Annotated in this window: 17 protein-coding genes; 4 read left to right on the plus strand and 13 right to left on the minus strand. The window is 49.2% G+C overall.

The features are described from left to right. Nucleotides 1–160: 160 nt before the first annotated feature. Nucleotides 161–994 (minus strand): DUF2797 domain-containing protein, encoded by an 834-nt coding sequence (locus BFC17_RS08095; protein WP_070175937.1) that lies wholly within the window; start codon nucleotides 992–994, stop codon nucleotides 161–163. A 13-nt stretch (nucleotides 995–1,007) separates the two neighbouring features. Next, entirely contained in the window at nucleotides 1,008–2,015 is a 1,008-nt protein-coding gene (gene ansA / locus BFC17_RS08100) for an asparaginase (protein ID WP_070176279.1), read from the minus strand. 231 nt (nucleotides 2,016–2,246) lie between these two features. Here ansA and BFC17_RS08105 point away from each other — a divergent pair, with 231 nt between their 5' ends. From BFC17_RS08105 to BFC17_RS08120, 4 genes are all read left to right on the plus strand, one after another. Continuing rightward, nucleotides 2,247–3,062: an SAM-dependent methyltransferase gene (locus BFC17_RS08105; RefSeq protein WP_070175938.1), complete on the plus strand. Its 816-nt coding sequence runs from the start codon at nucleotides 2,247–2,249 to the stop codon at nucleotides 3,060–3,062. Nucleotides 3,063–3,126: 64 nt separating this feature from the next. Beyond that, nucleotides 3,127–3,309 carry a hypothetical protein gene (locus BFC17_RS08110; RefSeq protein WP_070175939.1) on the plus strand — a complete coding sequence of 61 codons (183 nt, stop codon included), beginning with the start codon at nucleotides 3,127–3,129 and terminating at the stop codon, nucleotides 3,307–3,309. Nucleotides 3,310–3,379: 70 nt separating this feature from the next. Further along, nucleotides 3,380–5,068: a GGDEF domain-containing protein gene (locus BFC17_RS08115; RefSeq protein ID WP_070175940.1), complete on the plus strand. Its 1,689-nt coding sequence runs from the start codon at nucleotides 3,380–3,382 to the stop codon at nucleotides 5,066–5,068. A gap of 75 nt (nucleotides 5,069–5,143) precedes the next feature. Continuing rightward, a complete protein-coding gene (locus tag BFC17_RS08120; protein ID WP_070175941.1) occupies nucleotides 5,144–6,931 on the plus strand; it encodes a GGDEF domain-containing protein in 1,788 nt (595 codons plus the stop codon). 4 nt (nucleotides 6,932–6,935) lie between these two features. Here BFC17_RS08120 and lipA read toward each other — a convergent pair whose 3' ends face one another. The 11 genes from lipA to holA form a co-directional block, all read right to left on the minus strand. Further along, nucleotides 6,936–7,898: a lipoyl synthase gene (lipA, locus tag BFC17_RS08125; protein WP_070175942.1), complete on the minus strand. Its 963-nt coding sequence runs from the start codon at nucleotides 7,896–7,898 to the stop codon at nucleotides 6,936–6,938. Next, entirely contained in the window at nucleotides 7,891–8,547 is a 657-nt protein-coding gene (lipB, locus tag BFC17_RS08130; RefSeq protein ID WP_070175943.1) for a lipoyl(octanoyl) transferase LipB, read from the minus strand. The genes lipA and lipB overlap by 8 nt, the downstream gene beginning before the upstream one ends. Further along, nucleotides 8,548–8,820 (minus strand): DUF493 family protein YbeD, encoded by a 273-nt coding sequence (gene ybeD, locus BFC17_RS08135; protein ID WP_083271640.1) that lies wholly within the window; start codon nucleotides 8,818–8,820, stop codon nucleotides 8,548–8,550. Nucleotides 8,821–8,927: 107 nt separating this feature from the next. Further along, entirely contained in the window at nucleotides 8,928–10,124 is a 1,197-nt protein-coding gene (locus BFC17_RS08140; RefSeq protein WP_070175944.1) for a D-alanyl-D-alanine carboxypeptidase family protein, read from the minus strand. Nucleotides 10,125–10,249: 125 nt separating this feature from the next. Next, nucleotides 10,250–11,170, minus strand: a complete 921-nt coding sequence (locus BFC17_RS08145) for a septal ring lytic transglycosylase RlpA family protein (protein ID WP_070175945.1) — start codon at nucleotides 11,168–11,170, stop codon at nucleotides 10,250–10,252. Next, on the minus strand, nucleotides 11,170–12,285 hold the full coding sequence (gene rodA / locus BFC17_RS08150) for a rod shape-determining protein RodA (protein ID WP_070175946.1): 1,116 nt from the start codon (nucleotides 12,283–12,285) through the stop codon (nucleotides 11,170–11,172). The genes BFC17_RS08145 and rodA overlap by 1 nt, the downstream gene beginning before the upstream one ends. Next, entirely contained in the window at nucleotides 12,282–14,189 is a 1,908-nt protein-coding gene (mrdA, locus tag BFC17_RS08155; RefSeq protein ID WP_070175947.1) for a penicillin-binding protein 2, read from the minus strand. Before mrdA ends, rodA begins: the two co-directional genes overlap by 4 nt. A gap of 3 nt (nucleotides 14,190–14,192) precedes the next feature. Beyond that, a complete protein-coding gene (gene rlmH / locus BFC17_RS08160; RefSeq protein ID WP_070175948.1) occupies nucleotides 14,193–14,663 on the minus strand; it encodes a 23S rRNA (pseudouridine(1915)-N(3))-methyltransferase RlmH in 471 nt (156 codons plus the stop codon). A 28-nt stretch (nucleotides 14,664–14,691) separates the two neighbouring features. Beyond that, entirely contained in the window at nucleotides 14,692–15,009 is a 318-nt protein-coding gene (rsfS, locus tag BFC17_RS08165; protein WP_070175949.1) for a ribosome silencing factor, read from the minus strand. After that, nucleotides 14,991–15,671 (minus strand): nicotinate-nucleotide adenylyltransferase, encoded by a 681-nt coding sequence (nadD, locus tag BFC17_RS08170; RefSeq protein WP_070175950.1) that lies wholly within the window; start codon nucleotides 15,669–15,671, stop codon nucleotides 14,991–14,993. The genes rsfS and nadD overlap by 19 nt, the downstream gene beginning before the upstream one ends. Then, complete coding sequence (holA, locus tag BFC17_RS08175; RefSeq protein ID WP_070175951.1) at nucleotides 15,671–16,711, minus strand: DNA polymerase III subunit delta; 1,041 nt, start codon at nucleotides 16,709–16,711, stop codon at nucleotides 15,671–15,673. Before holA ends, nadD begins: the two co-directional genes overlap by 1 nt. Nucleotides 16,712–16,714: the final 3 nt, after the last annotated feature.

A 16,714-nucleotide genomic window follows, 5' to 3' on the forward strand; every position in this document is an offset into this window, starting at 1 on the left:
GAGCCATGCCTTGGTATCACTGATAAGTTAGTACATGAGCGTTAATGTTGCGCAATTTTGTTAGGCAAATTCATAAAAAACCATGTATCCGGTGCGACGCTATCTGGTCAGAAAGCGCGTGGTACATGGCTTGTGTTGTTTACGGCGTCAGTTACTGATATCAGGCTTCAAAGAGCACTTCATAGCCAGCATATTTGCGGATATTGATGACCCGATCGCCATCCAGCATCCAGTACTGGCCTTTAATGCCCGTCAGCGTGCCACTGAACGTGTTTTCTTTGTCTAAATTAATGGACTTGATTTTTTCAGGGTATTGATTGACCGGGTAAGCAATCTGGTGAGCCAAATCGTCAACGGTAGTAACAGCCTGCAAGCCCTTTTCACTGATGATTTCTTCAAGTTCGGGGGCCAGCTTTTCCAGCATGTCGTGCTTTAATGCTATTAAATCCTGTTGCTGTGGCGCGCCTTTCAGCATGGTCCGCCAGTTGGTTTTATCGCCAATATAGCGGGTACACAACTGTTCAACCCGCCCACTGGTAAGCCGGTCGGGTACCCTGAGCATCACCGTGGCCTGACTGGCGCCCTGGTCAATCCAGCGACTGGATATGCCATCGGTTACATGCCGGGTGATCCCCACCTTAAGATTGCCGGTGTTGGCCAAATAAACAAAGTGGTCAGAAAAACAATGTTCCTCGCCCCACTGTGGTTCACGGCAGGTCCCTTCATGGTAATGGCATTTTTCGGGTTTAATAATACAGCTGTCACACTGTGCCAGGGAAATCAGGCAAGGATAACAATAGCCCTGATTAAAGCTTTTTTTGGTTTTACGCTGACAGTGGACACAGAAAATATTGCCACTGTAGCTGACACTGACTGGCTGACCAATCAGCGCATTCATATCAATCAGGTTGTCTCCCACAGGCAGCTGGTACTGGGCCTGGTTTGCCGTGTCTGTAGATACGCGCATTTTTTTTAAAGTGCCGGTGTATTGCATAATCCGTTTTCCTTTAGCTGCTTAGTTCGCCCTGAAGACTGGTGGTAACCTGGGTTTTCAACGTTTCGAAATCCAGGGACTGGCTGAGTAGGTAGTGCAACTTGGCCAGCGTCGCCTCGGGGGTCATATCAAAGCCTGATACAACGCCGGCCTGCGAAAGACCGTGTCCCGTTTTATACCCACCCATATTGACCCGGCCTTTGAAGCACTGGGTGCAGTTAACTACCACGATCTCTCGTTCGGCTGCCAGGGCTAACTGGTCCAGCAACTGTTTGTTCTGGGGCGCATTGCCCACACCATAGCTCAGCAGAATTAAAGCATTAACCGGCTGTTGCAGGGTGTTTTGGATGACCATGGGTGAAATCCCCGGATACAGGCTCACTAAACCAATGGGTTGCGCTGTCACTTTATTTACCGTGATAGCCTGATTGGTTGAAGTGGCCAGTTCTCCCGCTTTGATACGAATATTGATACCCGCTTCCAGCAGCGGTGGAAAATTTGGAGAGTCAAAGGCATCAAAGCCATCAGCGTTGACCTTGCGACTGCGATTACCACGGAACAGTTTGTTATTAAAAAACAGGCTGACCTCGGCAATAGGATAATTGGCGGCAATATACAGGGCATTAAGCAAATTTACCTGACCATCGGAGCGCAGCTCCGCCAGGGGAATTTGTGAGCCGGTAACTATTACCGGTTTACTCAGCCCCTGCAGCATGAAACTTAGCGCCGACGCGGTGTAAGCCATGGTATCGGTGCCGTGTAAAATAATAAACGCATCAAAATTGGCGTAGTTCCGGGCGATGTCATCAGCGATATATTGCCAGTCGGAGGGACTCATGTCGGATGAGTCCATCAGTTCATCGTATTCTCGTAACGTAAATTCAGGCATTTCAGGTCGATGAAATTCCGGCATGGATGCCAGGGTCTTGGCTAAGAAGCCCGCCGCAGGTACATACCCTTCTGCGGAAGGTCGCATACCTATGGTACCGCCGGTATAGGCAATGTAGATGTGTTTTCGCATGGTGTTCTGACTTTGCTTTTTGGCCGGCATTGTAGCAGGAGTCGTTCGCTTTCAACAGTATTGGGGCGGGTTATTCGGGTCGGATGAGATTGCCGGTAAATGCAAGATAAACGCTGTTACTACGGGCTGTCCTTCGTTGGTTAATATTGCAGCGACAGAGGTTTAAGGGCAAACTTTACGAACTAGCAATGTGCTTAATGTTACCACTGTTAATTAATTCAGGACGTCGTGATGACAATAAAAACAGGAAGTTTGGTTTGTGTCGGCCCCGGCATGATTTTAGGCGCGCACATTACCGAGCGTTGTCGCAATTTTATCGCTCAGGCTGATGTGGTATTTATGAGTTGTCACACGCTGGTGGAGCAGTGGATTGCGACCATGAATAAGGACGTGCGTTCGTTACAACCGTATTACGGAGCTAATAAAGACCGCCGCGAAACCTATCGGGAAATGCAGCAGGCTATGATGAGTGAAGTGCGGCTGGGCAAAAAAGTGGTCGGCGTATTTTATGGCCACCCCGGAATTTTTGCTCAGGTGCCTCATTATGCTATCGAACAGGCCAGAGAGGAGGGCTATACTGCCTATATGGAGCCGGGCATTTCAGCAGATGCCTGTTTATATGCGGATATGGGGATCGATCCCGGTCGCTACGGTATACAACAGTACGAAGCCAGTCAGTTTTTGTTTTATCAACGCAATATCGATCCGTCGGCCTATCTGATACTATGGCAAATAGGTCATGTGGGTGATGTGTCGCTGACAACCCGGCAAAGCGGGCCTGCTGAACGTCAGGTTTTGGTTGAAGAGCTGGGCAGGTACTACCCGGAAAATCATCAGATTGCCATATATGAATGTCCGTTCATTATTACTGAAAAACCTAAAATTATTTGGTTTGCGCTGAAGGATTTACCACAGGCAGAAATCTCTCTGGTGTCGACGCTGGTTATTCCTCCCGGGCGAGCGATGACGCCGTCTTCTGATATCGTTGCACGTTTACGCTTGATTTATGAAACAACAAAGACTTACACTGGCAACGAGGCGACATAAGGCCCTGTACTTTGGTCGCTTTTAACCATTTATCAGGTTTGGATTAACAGCTTAAGGAAAGATGATGAGCGCAATTGAATTGTTAGAAAAACTGGGCAGTCAGCCGGATTTATCCATGCAGGATCTTAGCTCAGAACAACAGGCGCTGGTAAAAGCCCAAATTGAGATGGCGGGAGAAAGTCAGCCTACGCTGAGTATTGTTGAGCCAACCGACCCTGAGCCTGATGAAGAGCCAGAGCAAAAATAATTAACCAGAATTTGCAGATACTTTGATACGCTATACGCTTTTTTTTATATTCTGTTGTACTTGCTGGATTGTGAATTCCGCAGTTGCAGGCATTTATGAAACCGAAGCCCTGCAACAGGCGGATGAGCTGAGAATTTCCGATAAAGAAAATGCCCGGAAGTTACTGGACTCGATTGACAAACAGAAATTATCGGCAGATGAAGTCATTCTGTATGAATACATTGATGCTGTTATTCAACTATTCGACGGTGATGTAAAACAGGCTGCAGAAGTGTATCAGCGGCTATTGCTTACCGTTGAAGATGCTAAGCTGAAGATTCGGATTCAGGCTTCTTATCTTAATTTACTGGCGTCGCTGGGTAAGTGGGAAGAAGGGCTGGCGCTGGGCGAAGCCTTATTTAGCCAACTGGCAGAAACGGATGACACCGAGCTGCAGCAACGCGCCTATTTGGGATTGATTGCCTTTTACGACCAGCTTGAACAGCCAGAAACAGTTTTGATTCTGACCAGCCGAATTGTCGATAAAGAAAACGTGCCCCCTGAAGTAAAATGTGGCGCATTAGCGGCCCGGATTAACGCCTTTTTTAAACTCGATGATTATTCCTACACGTTTACAGACTACAATGACGCCAGTCAGTTTTGTTTAAAACATAACCTCACTATCTACTACGCGGTTCTGGAAGTCAGTAAAGTCAACTGGCTGATGAACAAAGGCGAATATTCCGAGGCCAGACTGTTTTTAGAAAAGCTGCTGGAAGTCCCTGAAGTACAAAATTTTGTACCCCAGACAACTACGGTGTTGTCTAAATATGCCGAAGTTAATCTGCTGCTGGGCGACACTGCCGAGGCTAAAACTGCCGCGCAGCGCGTATTAACTCTGGATACCGAAGTGAACAATTCCAGCGCCGTGATCAGTGCACTGGACACACTGCATAAAATTGCCAGTGATGAATCTAATTTTGAACAAGCGCTGCGCTACCTTGAACAACTGATGGCGTTGCAAGCGCAGGAAAGTTCGGCGCAGTTAAGTAAGCAACTGGCGATTCAAAAAGCCTGGTTTGAAATTGATGCCAAGCAAAGTCAGATTGAGCTGTTAGATAAACAAAATGCGTTGCTAACGGCGAAAGCGAAGTTGTCTGGCGAGAGCCTGGAAAATTCGCTGCTGGCACTTTCTCTGGTCTCGTTACTGTTGGCCTCATTGATTTTCTGGTCATATCGTAGTCATAAAATTCAGGCTAAATTAAAGTATTACGCCAGAACCGATATGTTAACGCAGATCTCAAATCGCGCGTATTTTAACGAACAGTGCAATGATTGCCTCAACCAGGCGCAGAAAAACCAGTCAAAAATGAGTTTAATCCTGCTGGATCTTGACCATTTTAAAAACATCAACGATTCTTATGGCCATCAAATTGGTGATTGGGCATTAACCCAGGTTGCTAAAGTGATATCTGCTACCTTGGATGAAGAGGCTATTTTTGGTCGTCTGGGTGGCGAGGAGTTTGGTATTCTGCTTAGAGGTGAGCATAGCGAAATAGCTTTGCAAATCGCGGAACGTTGTCGGGTAGCAATTGAGCGTATTGAACCGACGGTGTCTGAATATCAGTTTAAGCTGACCGTAAGTTTAGGCGTCAGTAACACATCACAAGTGGGTTATAAGTTCGAAAACCTCTATGCCGCGGCAGATTTAGCTTTATATCAATCCAAGCACTATGGTCGTAACCGCGTCTACGAATATTCAGCTGCAATGGCAGAATAGCCTGTGCGTGGATGTAATTGTAATAAATAAGGAAATCAAACAAAGAGGCAGGAAGCCAAATTAAAGAGTAGTAAGATGTTGCTGGTATTTACGCTGTTTGATAAGTGCTGTTCACACAGAGTAAAAGTCATATTGCTTTTTTGGCTTTTGGGTGGTGTAAACTGTTGTTTTGCCAATACCAATGCCAATTTCATTGCCAGCCAGTTAGCGCTGGCCGATCAGCTCAAGGTTCGCGACCCTGACCAGTCATTTGCCATTCTGAACACCCTTTCAGGCAGGAAACTGTCGGAACTGCAAAAAGATTACCACCAGTACCTGGTGGGGTTTAATGCGGCTATCCACAGTGAAATTCCCCGAGCCATAAATCTGATATCCCCGGTAAGCGAGCGCCATCCTGCCGATGAACTGGGTATGCGAAGCCGTTCAACCTTGCTTAGTTTGTATGGTGGCCTGAAAGACTGGTCAAAAGCGCTTGTGGTGGCCAGTGAGCTGGAGTCCTTACTGGAAAGCATGCCGCGTACCCCGCAGTGGCACCTGGCCAATGTGGGGGCTGGCAACTTTTATCTTAAACTGGCCATGTTTGATACTGCGTTCCAACTGTTAGATGAAGCTTATCAAAGCCAGTCACAGGTAATTGATGAAGAGCTTCGCTGTCGCTATGGCAGTCAGCGTTTGGCTGCATTCATCGGACTGGCAACGGACCAGGTAAAGCCTGCAATGTTTAACGAAGTGCAGTTACTTTGCTCTTCACTGCCCAGCAGCGTTTACACTCTGGAGTTTGCAATCATCTGGGCCCGCTACCTGATGGACTCTGGTCATTATATTGAGGCACTGGCTAAAGCTAACGAGTTTGAACAAGCGATCCTTGATCTTGACTATTTTTATTTCAGGGTAGCACTGCAAAATACTAAAGCCCGTGCCCTGGTTGCATTAGAACACTATGACAAGGCAGCCGCGATAGTTGATGAATTGTTGGGTTATCCTAACATCACCGACTACCGGGAAGGTTTTAGCAAGGCTGCGCGGGTCAAGGTGGCGTTGGCATCCAAAGCGCAGGATTATGCCTCCGCCTATAACTGGCAACTGCAAATGGCGGAAATTGAGCGTCAGCTACAGCTTGAGGAAAAAGCCAAAGCGCTGGCGGTATTCCGGGCAAAGTCCATGCAAAAGGCTGCCGATACAGCTTTGCAATTACTGGCCGATAACCAGGCACTGCTGCGGGAAGACCTGCGTTATGCAGAACACAAACTCCTTAACCTTTATCTGACCATCGCACTGGTATGCTCGCTTTTACTCGTGGCGGGTTTTGCATTTTACCGTATGCGACAACAAAAGCAGACCTGGTTAAAACTGGCGTCTACCGATGCTTTAACCGGGCTGGCAAATCGTCGTCATTTTATCGCCCATATGGATAACGTATTGCGCAAAAACAGGTTTGTTGCACCTTTAAGTCTTATTCTGTGTGACCTGGATGGGATTAAGCAAATAAATGATACTTATGGCCATCAGGCCGGTGACTGGGCACTGGAGCAGGTAGGACTGGTGCTCAGGGAATACGCCACAGAAAACACGGTTTGCAGTGCAAGGATTGCTGGCGACGAATTTGTGATCTGTCTGGAATCAACATCCGCCGTGACTGCTATGGAATATTGTGACCAGTTACAACAGCACCTGGCTGGTATTGATACCCGGGCGGTTTGTGGCGATATTTCACTCAGTGCCAGTTTTGGGGTGTGTGATACGGATCAGACAGGGGCAATACTCACTGCGCTAATCAGTGGTGCCGACCTGGCCATGTATCAGGCGAAAAAAGCCGGTCGGCGACGTGCGGTAATTTATCAGGCGCATTCGCCTGACAAATAAGGTGTTATTTCACTTCCTCACCAGCAGCCTGGCGGTCAGCGTGATAACTTGAACGTACCATGGGGCCGCAGGCAGCATGCACAAAGCCCAGTTGTTTGGCTGTTTCGCCCAGTGCGTCAAATTCATTAGGGTGCACGTAGCGCTTCACCGGGAAGTGATGGCGGCTGGGTTGTAAATATTGCCCCAGGGTAAGCATTTCCACATTATGGGCACGAAGATCCTTAAGCACTTCTTCAATTTCTTCGTTGGTTTCGCCCATCCCCATCATCAGACCTGACTTGGTTGCTACGTCAGGGTGCTGCTCCTTGAATTTCTTCAATAAATCCAGTGACCACTGATAGTTAGCGCCTGGCCGGCATTCGCGGTACAAGCGCGGAATGGTTTCCAGGTTATGGTTAAACACATCGGGTGGAGCGTCTTTTAAAATTGCCAGGGCGCGGTCCATTCGACCACGAAAATCCGGTACCAATACTTCTATTTTGGTCGCTGGGCTGTGTTCGCGAATGGCTTTGATACAATCAACAAAATGCTGCGCACCACCGTCCCGCAGATCATCGCGGTCAACCGAAGTGATAACAACATATTTAAGCGCCATTTCCTTGATAGTGGTGGCCAGTTTTAACGGCTCTTCGGCGCTGGGAGGCAGCGGCTTGCCGTGGGCAACATCACAAAACGGGCATCGACGGGTACAGATGTCACCCAAAATCATAAAGGTAGCCGTGCCATGATTAAAACATTCGGCCAGGTTAGGGCAGCTGGCTTCTTCACATACAGAATGAAGCTTATTTTTGCGTAACGTCTGTTTGATATGGTCAATACGATCGGTGGTACGTGGCAGTTTGATTTTTATCCATTCTGGTTTGCGCAGCATTTCCTCTTTTTCAGTGGGAATGATGGTAACTGGTATGTGCTTGACCTTTTCATCGTCACGGAGTTTTACTCCGGCTTTTGCTTTTACGTTACTCATTAAAGCCTTCTATAGTTTGCAATTGCGCCAGTGACAGCTCAGCCTGTAAATGTTTAAGCATGAGTCTGGTCGCGTCTTGAATGTTATCCGGCCCGCCTAGACGAGCACAGTCTGTCATTTCCATTCCCTCATAGCCACAGGGATTGATTCGCTGGAAAGGTGACAGGTCCATATTTACATTAAGGGCCAGCCCGTGGAAAGAACAACCTTTTCGGATACGCAGGCCCAGTGAACAGATTTTCTGACCGCTAACATAGACACCAGGTGCGTCCGGGCGTGCATTGGCGGCAATCCCACTCTCGGCCAGCGTGCTGATAACGGCATTTTCCATAGCCGTAACTAACTCCCGCACACCTAACTTGCGCCGACGAACGTTGAGCAGCAGATAAATAACCAGCTGACCAGGGCCGTGATAAGTTACCTGACCACCACGGTCTACCTGTACCACCGGAATATCCCCCGGCATCAGTATATGTTCGGCTTTTCCTGCCTGGCCCTGGGTGAATACGGGATCGTGTTCAACCAGCCATATCTCATCAGCGTTGTCGTCACTACGGGTGTCGGTGAAGCTTTGCATTGCCTGCCATACCGGCTGGTAGGCACGTCGCCCTAACTGGCGAACAATCACCGTGTCGAGTTGGCTGGTCACTTACAGTACTACTCTCACCAGCTCTATTTTGGCCAGTTCAGTATAAATTAATTCCATGTGTTCTTTACTGGTAACGGTAACCGCTACTGATACAGAGTGGTAATTCCCTTTAGTGCTTGGTTTAACTTTCGGCGCGTAATCCCCCGGCGCATGTTCCTGCAAACAGGAAACCACATGGACAGGCAGGTCTTCATGGGCAAGGCCCATTACCTTAAAAGTTTGCACCGTTGGAAAATCCAGCAGTTCATCAAATCGCGTGTCTAATTTAGTCACTTTGGCTACCTCTCAAAAATATCACGGCACGAATTTTACCAATTCGTGCCATGCTTCACCAGATTACCCCGTGGTATTCCGGTGGTATTGAACGCTATTACGCGGCGTTAATCGTTAAGGCCCAGTTTCAGGGTAATATAATCCATTAATTGATCAAACATGCCGCCTTCTTTCACTTCCTGTAATGTTACCAGGGGGTATTGCGCGACATCTTCACCATCCAGTTGCAGATACAGCGTACCCACGACTTCACCTTTGGCCAGTGGGGCTTCCAGGTTTTTATCTAATTCAAAGTTAGCCTCTAAATTGGCCACTTGTCCACGAGGGATAGTAATTGGTGTGGACTGATTAATGCCCAGGTCCACAGTATCGCGATCACCCATGTAGATCCGGTGCGAAACAAAGCTGTCGCCTGCTTTGTATGGGGTTACCGTTTCATAAAAACGGAAACCATAGCGCAGCAGTTTTTTGTTCTCTTCCTTACGGGCTCGCTCGCTTTCAGTGCCCATCACGACAGAGATAAGACGCATGTCACCCTGTGTGGCAGAGGTAATCAAAGAATAACCGGCATCTGAGGTATGGCCGGTTTTAATGCCGTCTACGTTCAGACTCTGGTCCCACAGCAGGCTGTTACGGTTATATTGCTTAATACCGTTGTAAGTAAATTCTTTCTCGCTGTAAATTTTGTACATCTCAGGCGTTTCTTCCACCAGCGCCCGGGACAGGTTGGCCATGTCGCGTGGTGAGGTGTAGTGATCCGGATCGTGCAGGCCGTGAGCATTAACAAAATGGCTGGCTGTCATGCCCAAGTTTGCTGCGTGGGCATTCATCATACTGGCAAACGCGCTCTCTGAACCGGCAATATGTTCTGCCATGGCAACACAGGCATCGTTACCAGACTGCACGATAATGCCTCGTAGCAGGTCATGCACAGTTACTATGGTACCCACTTCAATAAACATTTTGGACGAATCCGGGAAGTTCTTGGCCCATGCATTCTCAGAAATTTTCACTTCGTCATCTAACGAAATATTACCCGCCTGAATTTCCTTACCGATAACATAAACGGTCATGATCTTAGTCAGACTGGCAGGGGCAAGCTGCATATCAGCATTTTGTTCTGCAATGCTGGTGCCGGTTTCGTAGTCCAGTAAAACAAAGCCGGAGGCGGCCACACTGGGTGGTGGAGGGATCACGACTGCTGCCCTGGCCAACTGCCAGCAAACGCTGGCGAGTGACAGCACAATGCCAAAGAGCAAAGAAGAGGTGAATGACGGTTTAGCGCGCTTTATTATAGTATGCATGTATCTACCGTTTGTGTTGAAAGCGAAAATCGGTTGTATCGGGGGCATTTTAACGTATGCCGCAAGCTTGGACTAGAGTCGGGGCAAAAAGTTTAATTTCAATAACCACAGCGTAATTATTACGCCTACAAATTGGCGGCTATCTTATACGCGCCTGGATAGCCATTTTGTTTGAGCTCTTCTAATAACATGTTGAGTTTGAAACGGTCGGTGAGTGGTCCTAAGCGCAGACGGTAAATATCATTGATTAACGGAAACTCCGCAGGTACCTGATAGAGTGACGACAGTCCATTTGAGAGCTGACGGGCTCGCTGAATATCGGTTAGCGCCGCCACCTGGATGTAATAGCCCTGAGACGCCGCCTGAGCTTTTGTTACTGCGGTTGGTTGTTGTGGACTGACCTCGTCATTCGCTGGTATCTCAGCGGGTTGACTGGCTGCCTGCAAACTTTGTTCTTCAGGTAACTCGCCTGCAAACAGCGCATAGGGTACCGGCGCCTGGGTACCAACAGTTACCATATCCTGCTGGTCCACATGAATGACTTCCAGTTTTACCCGGGTGGTTCCATGCTGGTGAAAGCCGAGTTTTTTGGCGGCAGCGTAGGATAAATCGATGATACGTTCGGAATGAAACGGACCACGGTCGTTGACCCGCACAATCGCTGCCCGCTTATTGTCAAGATTGGTCACTTTTACATAGGACGGCAAGGGCAGGGTTTTGTGCGCCGCCGTCATACCAAACATATCGTACACTTCACCGTTGGAGGTGATATGGCCATGAAATTTTTGTCCGTACCAGGAGGCAAAACCTTCGGCGGTATAGCCTTTACCAGACAATAATGGTGTGTATGACTCGCCAAACACTTCATAGGGCAGGTTATTTTGTTCGCGATAAGGTTCGTAACGAGGCGTGGCATCCTGCATATCTGGTTCGTCATAAACGAAATCCGGCGCCGAGTCCTGCGCCTGACTATAGCGTGAAGGAGCCTGACAACCCGTAAGCAGCGCCAATGTGCAAAGCGAAATAACTAATGAAGACCGTGTCATTACCGCGATAACAGCCGTTTTTGAGTACCAATGCCCATAAGAATGCCAAATCCGGCCAGCAATGTCACCATCGAGGTGCCGCCGTAACTGACTAAAGGCAAGGGGACTCCTACCACCGGCAGAATACCGGATACCATGCCCATGTTAACAAACACATAAACAAAAAAGGTGAGGGTGATACTTCCCGCCAACAGCTTGCTGTAGGCATTCTGCGCGCGTACTGCCAGCATTAACCCCCGCACAATGATAAATAAATATATGGCGAGCAGAATCAATACCCCGGTGAGACCAAACTCTTCGCTGAATACCGCAAAAATAAAGTCAGTGTGCCGCTCGGGCAAAAATTCCAGCTGTGATTGTGTGCCCTGGAGCCAGCCTTTGCCTTCCAGACCACCAGAGCCGATGGCGATTTTGGACTGGATAATGTGGTAACCAGAGCCCAGTGGGTCACTTTCCGGGTTCATAAAGGTGATGACCCGTTGCTTTTGATAATCCTGCATCAGGAAAAACCACATGATCGGCAGAAACGCACCGCCCAATCCGGCCACAATGGTGATCAGGCGCCAGCTCATTCCGGCCAGAAATATAGCAAAAATACCGGAGCTGGCAATGAGTAGCGAGGTACCCAGATCAGGTTGTTTGGCAATTAAGATTGTAGGAACGAACACCAGCGTAAAACTGATTAGTATTTGTGGCAGGTGGGGCGGAAGGGTAAATTTACTGATATACCAGGCTACCATCATGGGTACTGCCAGTTTCATGGCTTCAGAAGGTTGAAAGCGGACGAATCCCAAATCCAGCCAGCGCTGTGCACCTTTGCCTACATCACCAAACACCAGTACCCCGATCAGCATTAATATCCCCGCGCCATAGGCGTAGATACTCAGGCGCCGAAAGGCCATTGGCGGTACCTGAGCCAGCACCACCATTACGCCCAGCGCAATGCCCAGGCGCACCATCTGGCGCTCGATGAGTGCCATGTCCTGGCCGCCGGCTGAATAGATGGTCACTAAACCAACGCCCATTAACACCAGCAGGCCGAGCATGAGGGGAATATCAATGTGAAATCGATCCCAAATGCTGAAGTGATTCTCTTTTATGGTACTGCGTTTCAATGCCCTGGTTCTCCATTGTTAGCGGATTGACTGGCAAAGAGTTCCGGCTGATACAGTCTAAAATAAGCATCCATCATCTGACGGGCAATCGGGGCCGCATTTTTACTGCCACCACCGGCGTTCTCCAGCACAACTGCTACAGTTATCTCGGGTTTATCATAGGGGGCGTAGCCGACATACATAGCGTTATCCCGCAGGCGCTCATCGACTTTTTCGGCATCGTATTCTTCTCCCTGTGCTACCGAGAATAACTGAGCTGTACCAGTCTTACCGGCCGAAATGTAGGGGGTTTTGGCGAAGGCAAAGCGAGCGCCGCCGTATTCGCCGTTTACCACTTCGTACATGGCATGCTGAACGGCATCCCAGTTATCCTGATTAACAATCTCGATGGGACGCAAAAACTTGAGTTGTTCGGGGGTAAGCTGGCCATCAGCGTTACGGTATCCCTGTAAAATCTGCGGGACGAAACGAGCGCCGTAATTAACCAGGGCGTTAGTGGCATGGATCAGTTGAATGGGGGTAATGGTCCAGTACCCCTGACCGATACCCACGGCAATGGTGTCACCTATATACCAGGGCTGGTTAAAGCGGGCTTGTTTCCAGCCACGGCTGGGTAGGTTGGCGTCACTTTCTTCATACAAATCTATCCCGGTATAATCACCAAAACCAAATTCAGACATGTAGTCGCTGATTTTATCGATTCCCATCTCATAAGCCAGCTCATAAAAATAGGTGTCGCAGGAAACTTCGATGGCTTTGGCTAAATCAACATCGCCATGACCCCATTTACGCCAGTCGCGCCAAACGTGAGTTACATTAGGTAAGCGGTATTGTCCGGTATCTTTAATCGTGTACTCCTGGGTTACCGTGTTGGTTTCCAGGCCAAGTAAACCCAACAGGGGTTTAACCGTTGAGGCCGGAGGATACTGACCCTGGGTCGCCCGGTTGATTAACGGGCGATCCGGTGAGTTAAGCAGGGCCGAATAGTTTTTACTGCTGATGCCGTGGACAAACAGATTAGGGTCGTAACCCGGATTGGAATACATGGCCAGAATGCCGCCGGTGAGTGCCGAGGAAATAATTACGGTGCCACGCTGCTCTTTCAGTGCCTCCTGGGCGGCCAGTTGCAGTCGAATGTCGATATTCAGGACAATATCCCGGCCTGGGGTCGGCGGTTCGACGTCCAGGGTGCGAATGATGCGTCCCTGACTGTTCACTTCTACCTGCTGATAGCCCACTTTGCCGTGTAAAATATCTTCGTGGTATTTTTCTATGCCAAGCTTACCGATGTCGTAGGTTGCAGCATAGTTGGCTTCTTGCCCGGCCACCTGGATTTTTTGCAGGTCTTTTTTGTTGATTTTAGACACATAACCGAGGGCATGGGTCAGGGTATCCTGATAGGGGTAATAGCGCGCCAGCCGGGCTTCAATAGAAGCGCCCGGAAAGCGATGACTGCGACTGGCAAACCGCGCAACTTCCTCTTCGCTTAACCTGCTGCGCAGAGCAACCGGTTTAAACCGGCGCTGACGGCGCAGGGCTTGTCTGAAGTCTTCGACTTCCTCGTCGGTGATCCCCATCAGCGTTTGCAACTGACTAAGAGTGTCATCCAGGTTGTCCACTTGCTCGGGCACGATTTCGAGACTGTAGACGGGTCTGTTTTCAGCCAGCAAAACGCCGTTGCGGTCGTAAATCAGGCCGCGATTCGGTGCAATAGGCAGCACTTTAATGCGATTGCCATTAGAACGGGTCTGATAGTCGTCAAAGTGCTTTACCTGCAGGTAATACAGGTTGCTCACTACCATGGCTAACAGCAATATAACAATAAGACCGGCGATCACGGCGCGGCGGGCAAATAAATTAGCCTCAGCGGTATGATCGCGGATGGTCTGGCGCTTAATGGGCATGCATTATTCCCGGTGATACGGATGGTTTTGGGTAACCGACCACGCCCGGTATAAGGACTCTGCCACAATAATACGGACTAACGGGTGGGGCAATGTTAAAGGTGACAAAGACCAGCGCTGTTCCGCCAGCGCACAGCATGCCGGATCCAGCCCTTCCGGCCCGCCAATCAGCAGGCTGATATCGCGACCGTCCATTTTCCAGCTGTCCAGCTGACGGGCAAGGGTAGGGGTGTCCCAGGGCTTGCCGGTCACTTCCAGCGTAACGACTTTGTCTGATTTGCCGATGGCGGCAATCATGGCCTCGCCTTCCTTTTGCAGGATACGTTTGATATCGGCGTTTTTACCCCGTTTACCGGGCGCGATTTCGGTAAATGAAACCGGCATATCGGCGGGAAAACGGCGTAGAAATTCGTTGGTACCCGTGTTTACCCAGTCAGGCATTTTATTGCCTACTGCAATAACCTGTATGCGCACAGCTAACTAACTCCGTGTCGATTAAGGGTTAACCCCACAGTTTCTCTAACTGATAAAAGTCCCGCGCTTCATCCTGCATAACATGCACGATGATTTCACCGAGGTCGACTAACACCCATTCACCGGTTTCTTTTCCTTCCACACTTAACGGGGCGTGACCGGCGTGTTTGGCTTCCAGCTGTACGTGTTCGGCAATAGAACTGACATGGCGTTTGGAATTACCCGAACAAATTACCATAGTGTCAGTTACCGTTGATTTTCCCTTGACGTCTAATTCAACAATATCCCGTCCTTTCATATCGTCGATTTTATCCAGGATAAAGGCTTTTAGCTGCTCGTGTTGCAAAAGGTCTCCTCGCTGACACCTGTGGTGCCATATAACTCATGTTGTTTAATATAGTGCAGGACTGCCGGGTTTAGCCAGTCGGTCACGACACTGCTACTGGTTTGATTTGTTGCCAGAGCATTACGTAACAGGGTGGAAGACACCGCGTAATCCTGACTCTCTGTTATGTAAACTAACCCGGCGGGCAGGCGGTGAAAATCCGCCAGCTGATCACTTTTATGGGTATCCAGCCATGCCTGTAATTGTTCATCCGGCTTACCCGGGCTGGCGGGTCTTCTCATAACCACGATATGGCAGTAATCGGTCAGTGATTGCCATTGATACCAGCTGGGCAGATTATACAGTGAATCTTCGCCCAACAGAAAAAACAATGGTGCGTCACCATACCTTGTGCGTAAATGCTGTAAGGTTTTTAGCGTATATGAGGGCGCTGGTAACGACAGTTCCAGCGGCTCCACATAGAGTCTCGGTTCGTTCTCACACTCCAGTTCCAGCATTGCCAGGCGATGTTGTGTATCCGTCTGCGGGGCTGTTTTATGCGGAGGCAGTTTACAAGGCAGCAAGCCCAGTCGGTCTACGCCAATCGCTGTAATTGCCTCAAGCCCCGCATTAATATGCCCCTGATGCGGTGGATTGAAGGTGCCTCCCAGTAACGCCCGCATCAGCTTAAATCTGCACTTTCAGCAAAGGCCATATGCGCCAGCGGTACGCCGGTAAAAAGCAGGCAGAGATGGCACAATTTAATATAGGGGCGAATGACCGTTGTTTGCTTAAACAACAAGTCTGCTTCACTGAGCTGCTCACCGATGGCAGTTAACTCATTTTTACTGAGTCGTTGCATGGCCTGCTGATAATACCCCTGTCGATTCTTCCATATCCCCAGCCTGGGCCAGGTAATCGTTTGCCCGGTTTGCTGCAAATGGTTGAGCTTCCACAGGGTTTGCCATTCGCGGATCAGGGCCCAGATGATGATGTTTGGCTCTATACCTTCGCTCTCAAGGCGTTGCAGAATTTTGACACAGCGATTGCGATCACCCTGCAACATAATATCGACTAACTGAAACACGTTAAATCGTGATTGGTCTACCAGTGCACTGGCCAGGCGTTCTTCATTTAACTGTTTGTCAGGGTAGGCCAGACTAAGCTTTTCGATTTCCTGCGCGGCAGCCATCAGGTTACCTTCGCTAAAATCGGCAATGAGCTTGACGCTGGCCGGCGTAAACTGAAACCCTTCGCCCTGCAGACGCTGTTGGATCCACTTGTGCAACTGATTGCCTTCCAGCGGGTAGCACAGAGTAAATACGCCTGTGGCATCCAGGGCTTTAAACCATTTGGTTTTTTGTACATCCTTACCAATCCGCGGCCCGTGAATAATCAGCAAGGTATCGACAGACAACGTACTGGCCAGCTCGGTTAAGATACCGGCACCCTCAGTACCGGGCTTGCCGGTGGGGAGTTCCAGTTCAATCAGTTGTCTGGCGGCAAATAACGACATGCTTTGAGTCGCGTCTATCAGTCTGGACCAGCTGAATTCGCCGTCAGCCACCAGCACTGTGCGTTCTTCAAACCCGGCTTGTTTTGCCGTGGTTCGCAGTGCCTGTAAGATTTCAAACTTTTGCTGAGGCTCATCACCGAACACCAGATAACAGCCTTTCAGGCCATCTCTGAGTGATTGAGTAAAGCGATCGGGATAAACCTGCACGGG

This window comes from Marisediminitalea lipolytica, from assembly GCF_001758465.1.
Lineage (GTDB): Bacteria > Pseudomonadota > Gammaproteobacteria > Enterobacterales > Alteromonadaceae > Alteromonas > Alteromonas lipolytica.

What these genes read in the sequence shown, in the direction of transcription:
- BFC17_RS08140 (WP_070175944.1), bottom strand. Translation starts at nt 10,124, where the DNA reads ATGCATACTATAATAAAGCGCGCTAAACCGTCATTCACCTCTTCTTTG.
- BFC17_RS08110 (WP_070175939.1), top strand. Translation starts at nt 3,127, where the DNA reads ATGAGCGCAATTGAATTGTTAGAAAAACTGGGCAGTCAGCCGGATTTA.
- mrdA (WP_070175947.1), bottom strand. Translation starts at nt 14,189, where the DNA reads ATGCCCATTAAGCGCCAGACCATCCGCGATCATACCGCTGAGGCTAAT.
- nadD (WP_070175950.1), bottom strand. Translation starts at nt 15,671, where the DNA reads ATGCGGGCGTTACTGGGAGGCACCTTCAATCCACCGCATCAGGGGCAT.
- lipA (WP_070175942.1), bottom strand. Translation starts at nt 7,898, where the DNA reads ATGAGTAACGTAAAAGCAAAAGCCGGAGTAAAACTCCGTGACGATGAA.
- BFC17_RS08145 (WP_070175945.1), bottom strand. Translation starts at nt 11,170, where the DNA reads ATGACACGGTCTTCATTAGTTATTTCGCTTTGCACATTGGCGCTGCTT.
- BFC17_RS08095 (WP_070175937.1), bottom strand. Translation starts at nt 994, where the DNA reads ATGCAATACACCGGCACTTTAAAAAAAATGCGCGTATCTACAGACACG.
- BFC17_RS08105 (WP_070175938.1), top strand. Translation starts at nt 2,247, where the DNA reads ATGACAATAAAAACAGGAAGTTTGGTTTGTGTCGGCCCCGGCATGATT.
- ansA (WP_070176279.1), bottom strand. Translation starts at nt 2,015, where the DNA reads ATGCGAAAACACATCTACATTGCCTATACCGGCGGTACCATAGGTATG.
- BFC17_RS08120 (WP_070175941.1), top strand. Translation starts at nt 5,144, where the DNA reads ATGTTGCTGGTATTTACGCTGTTTGATAAGTGCTGTTCACACAGAGTA.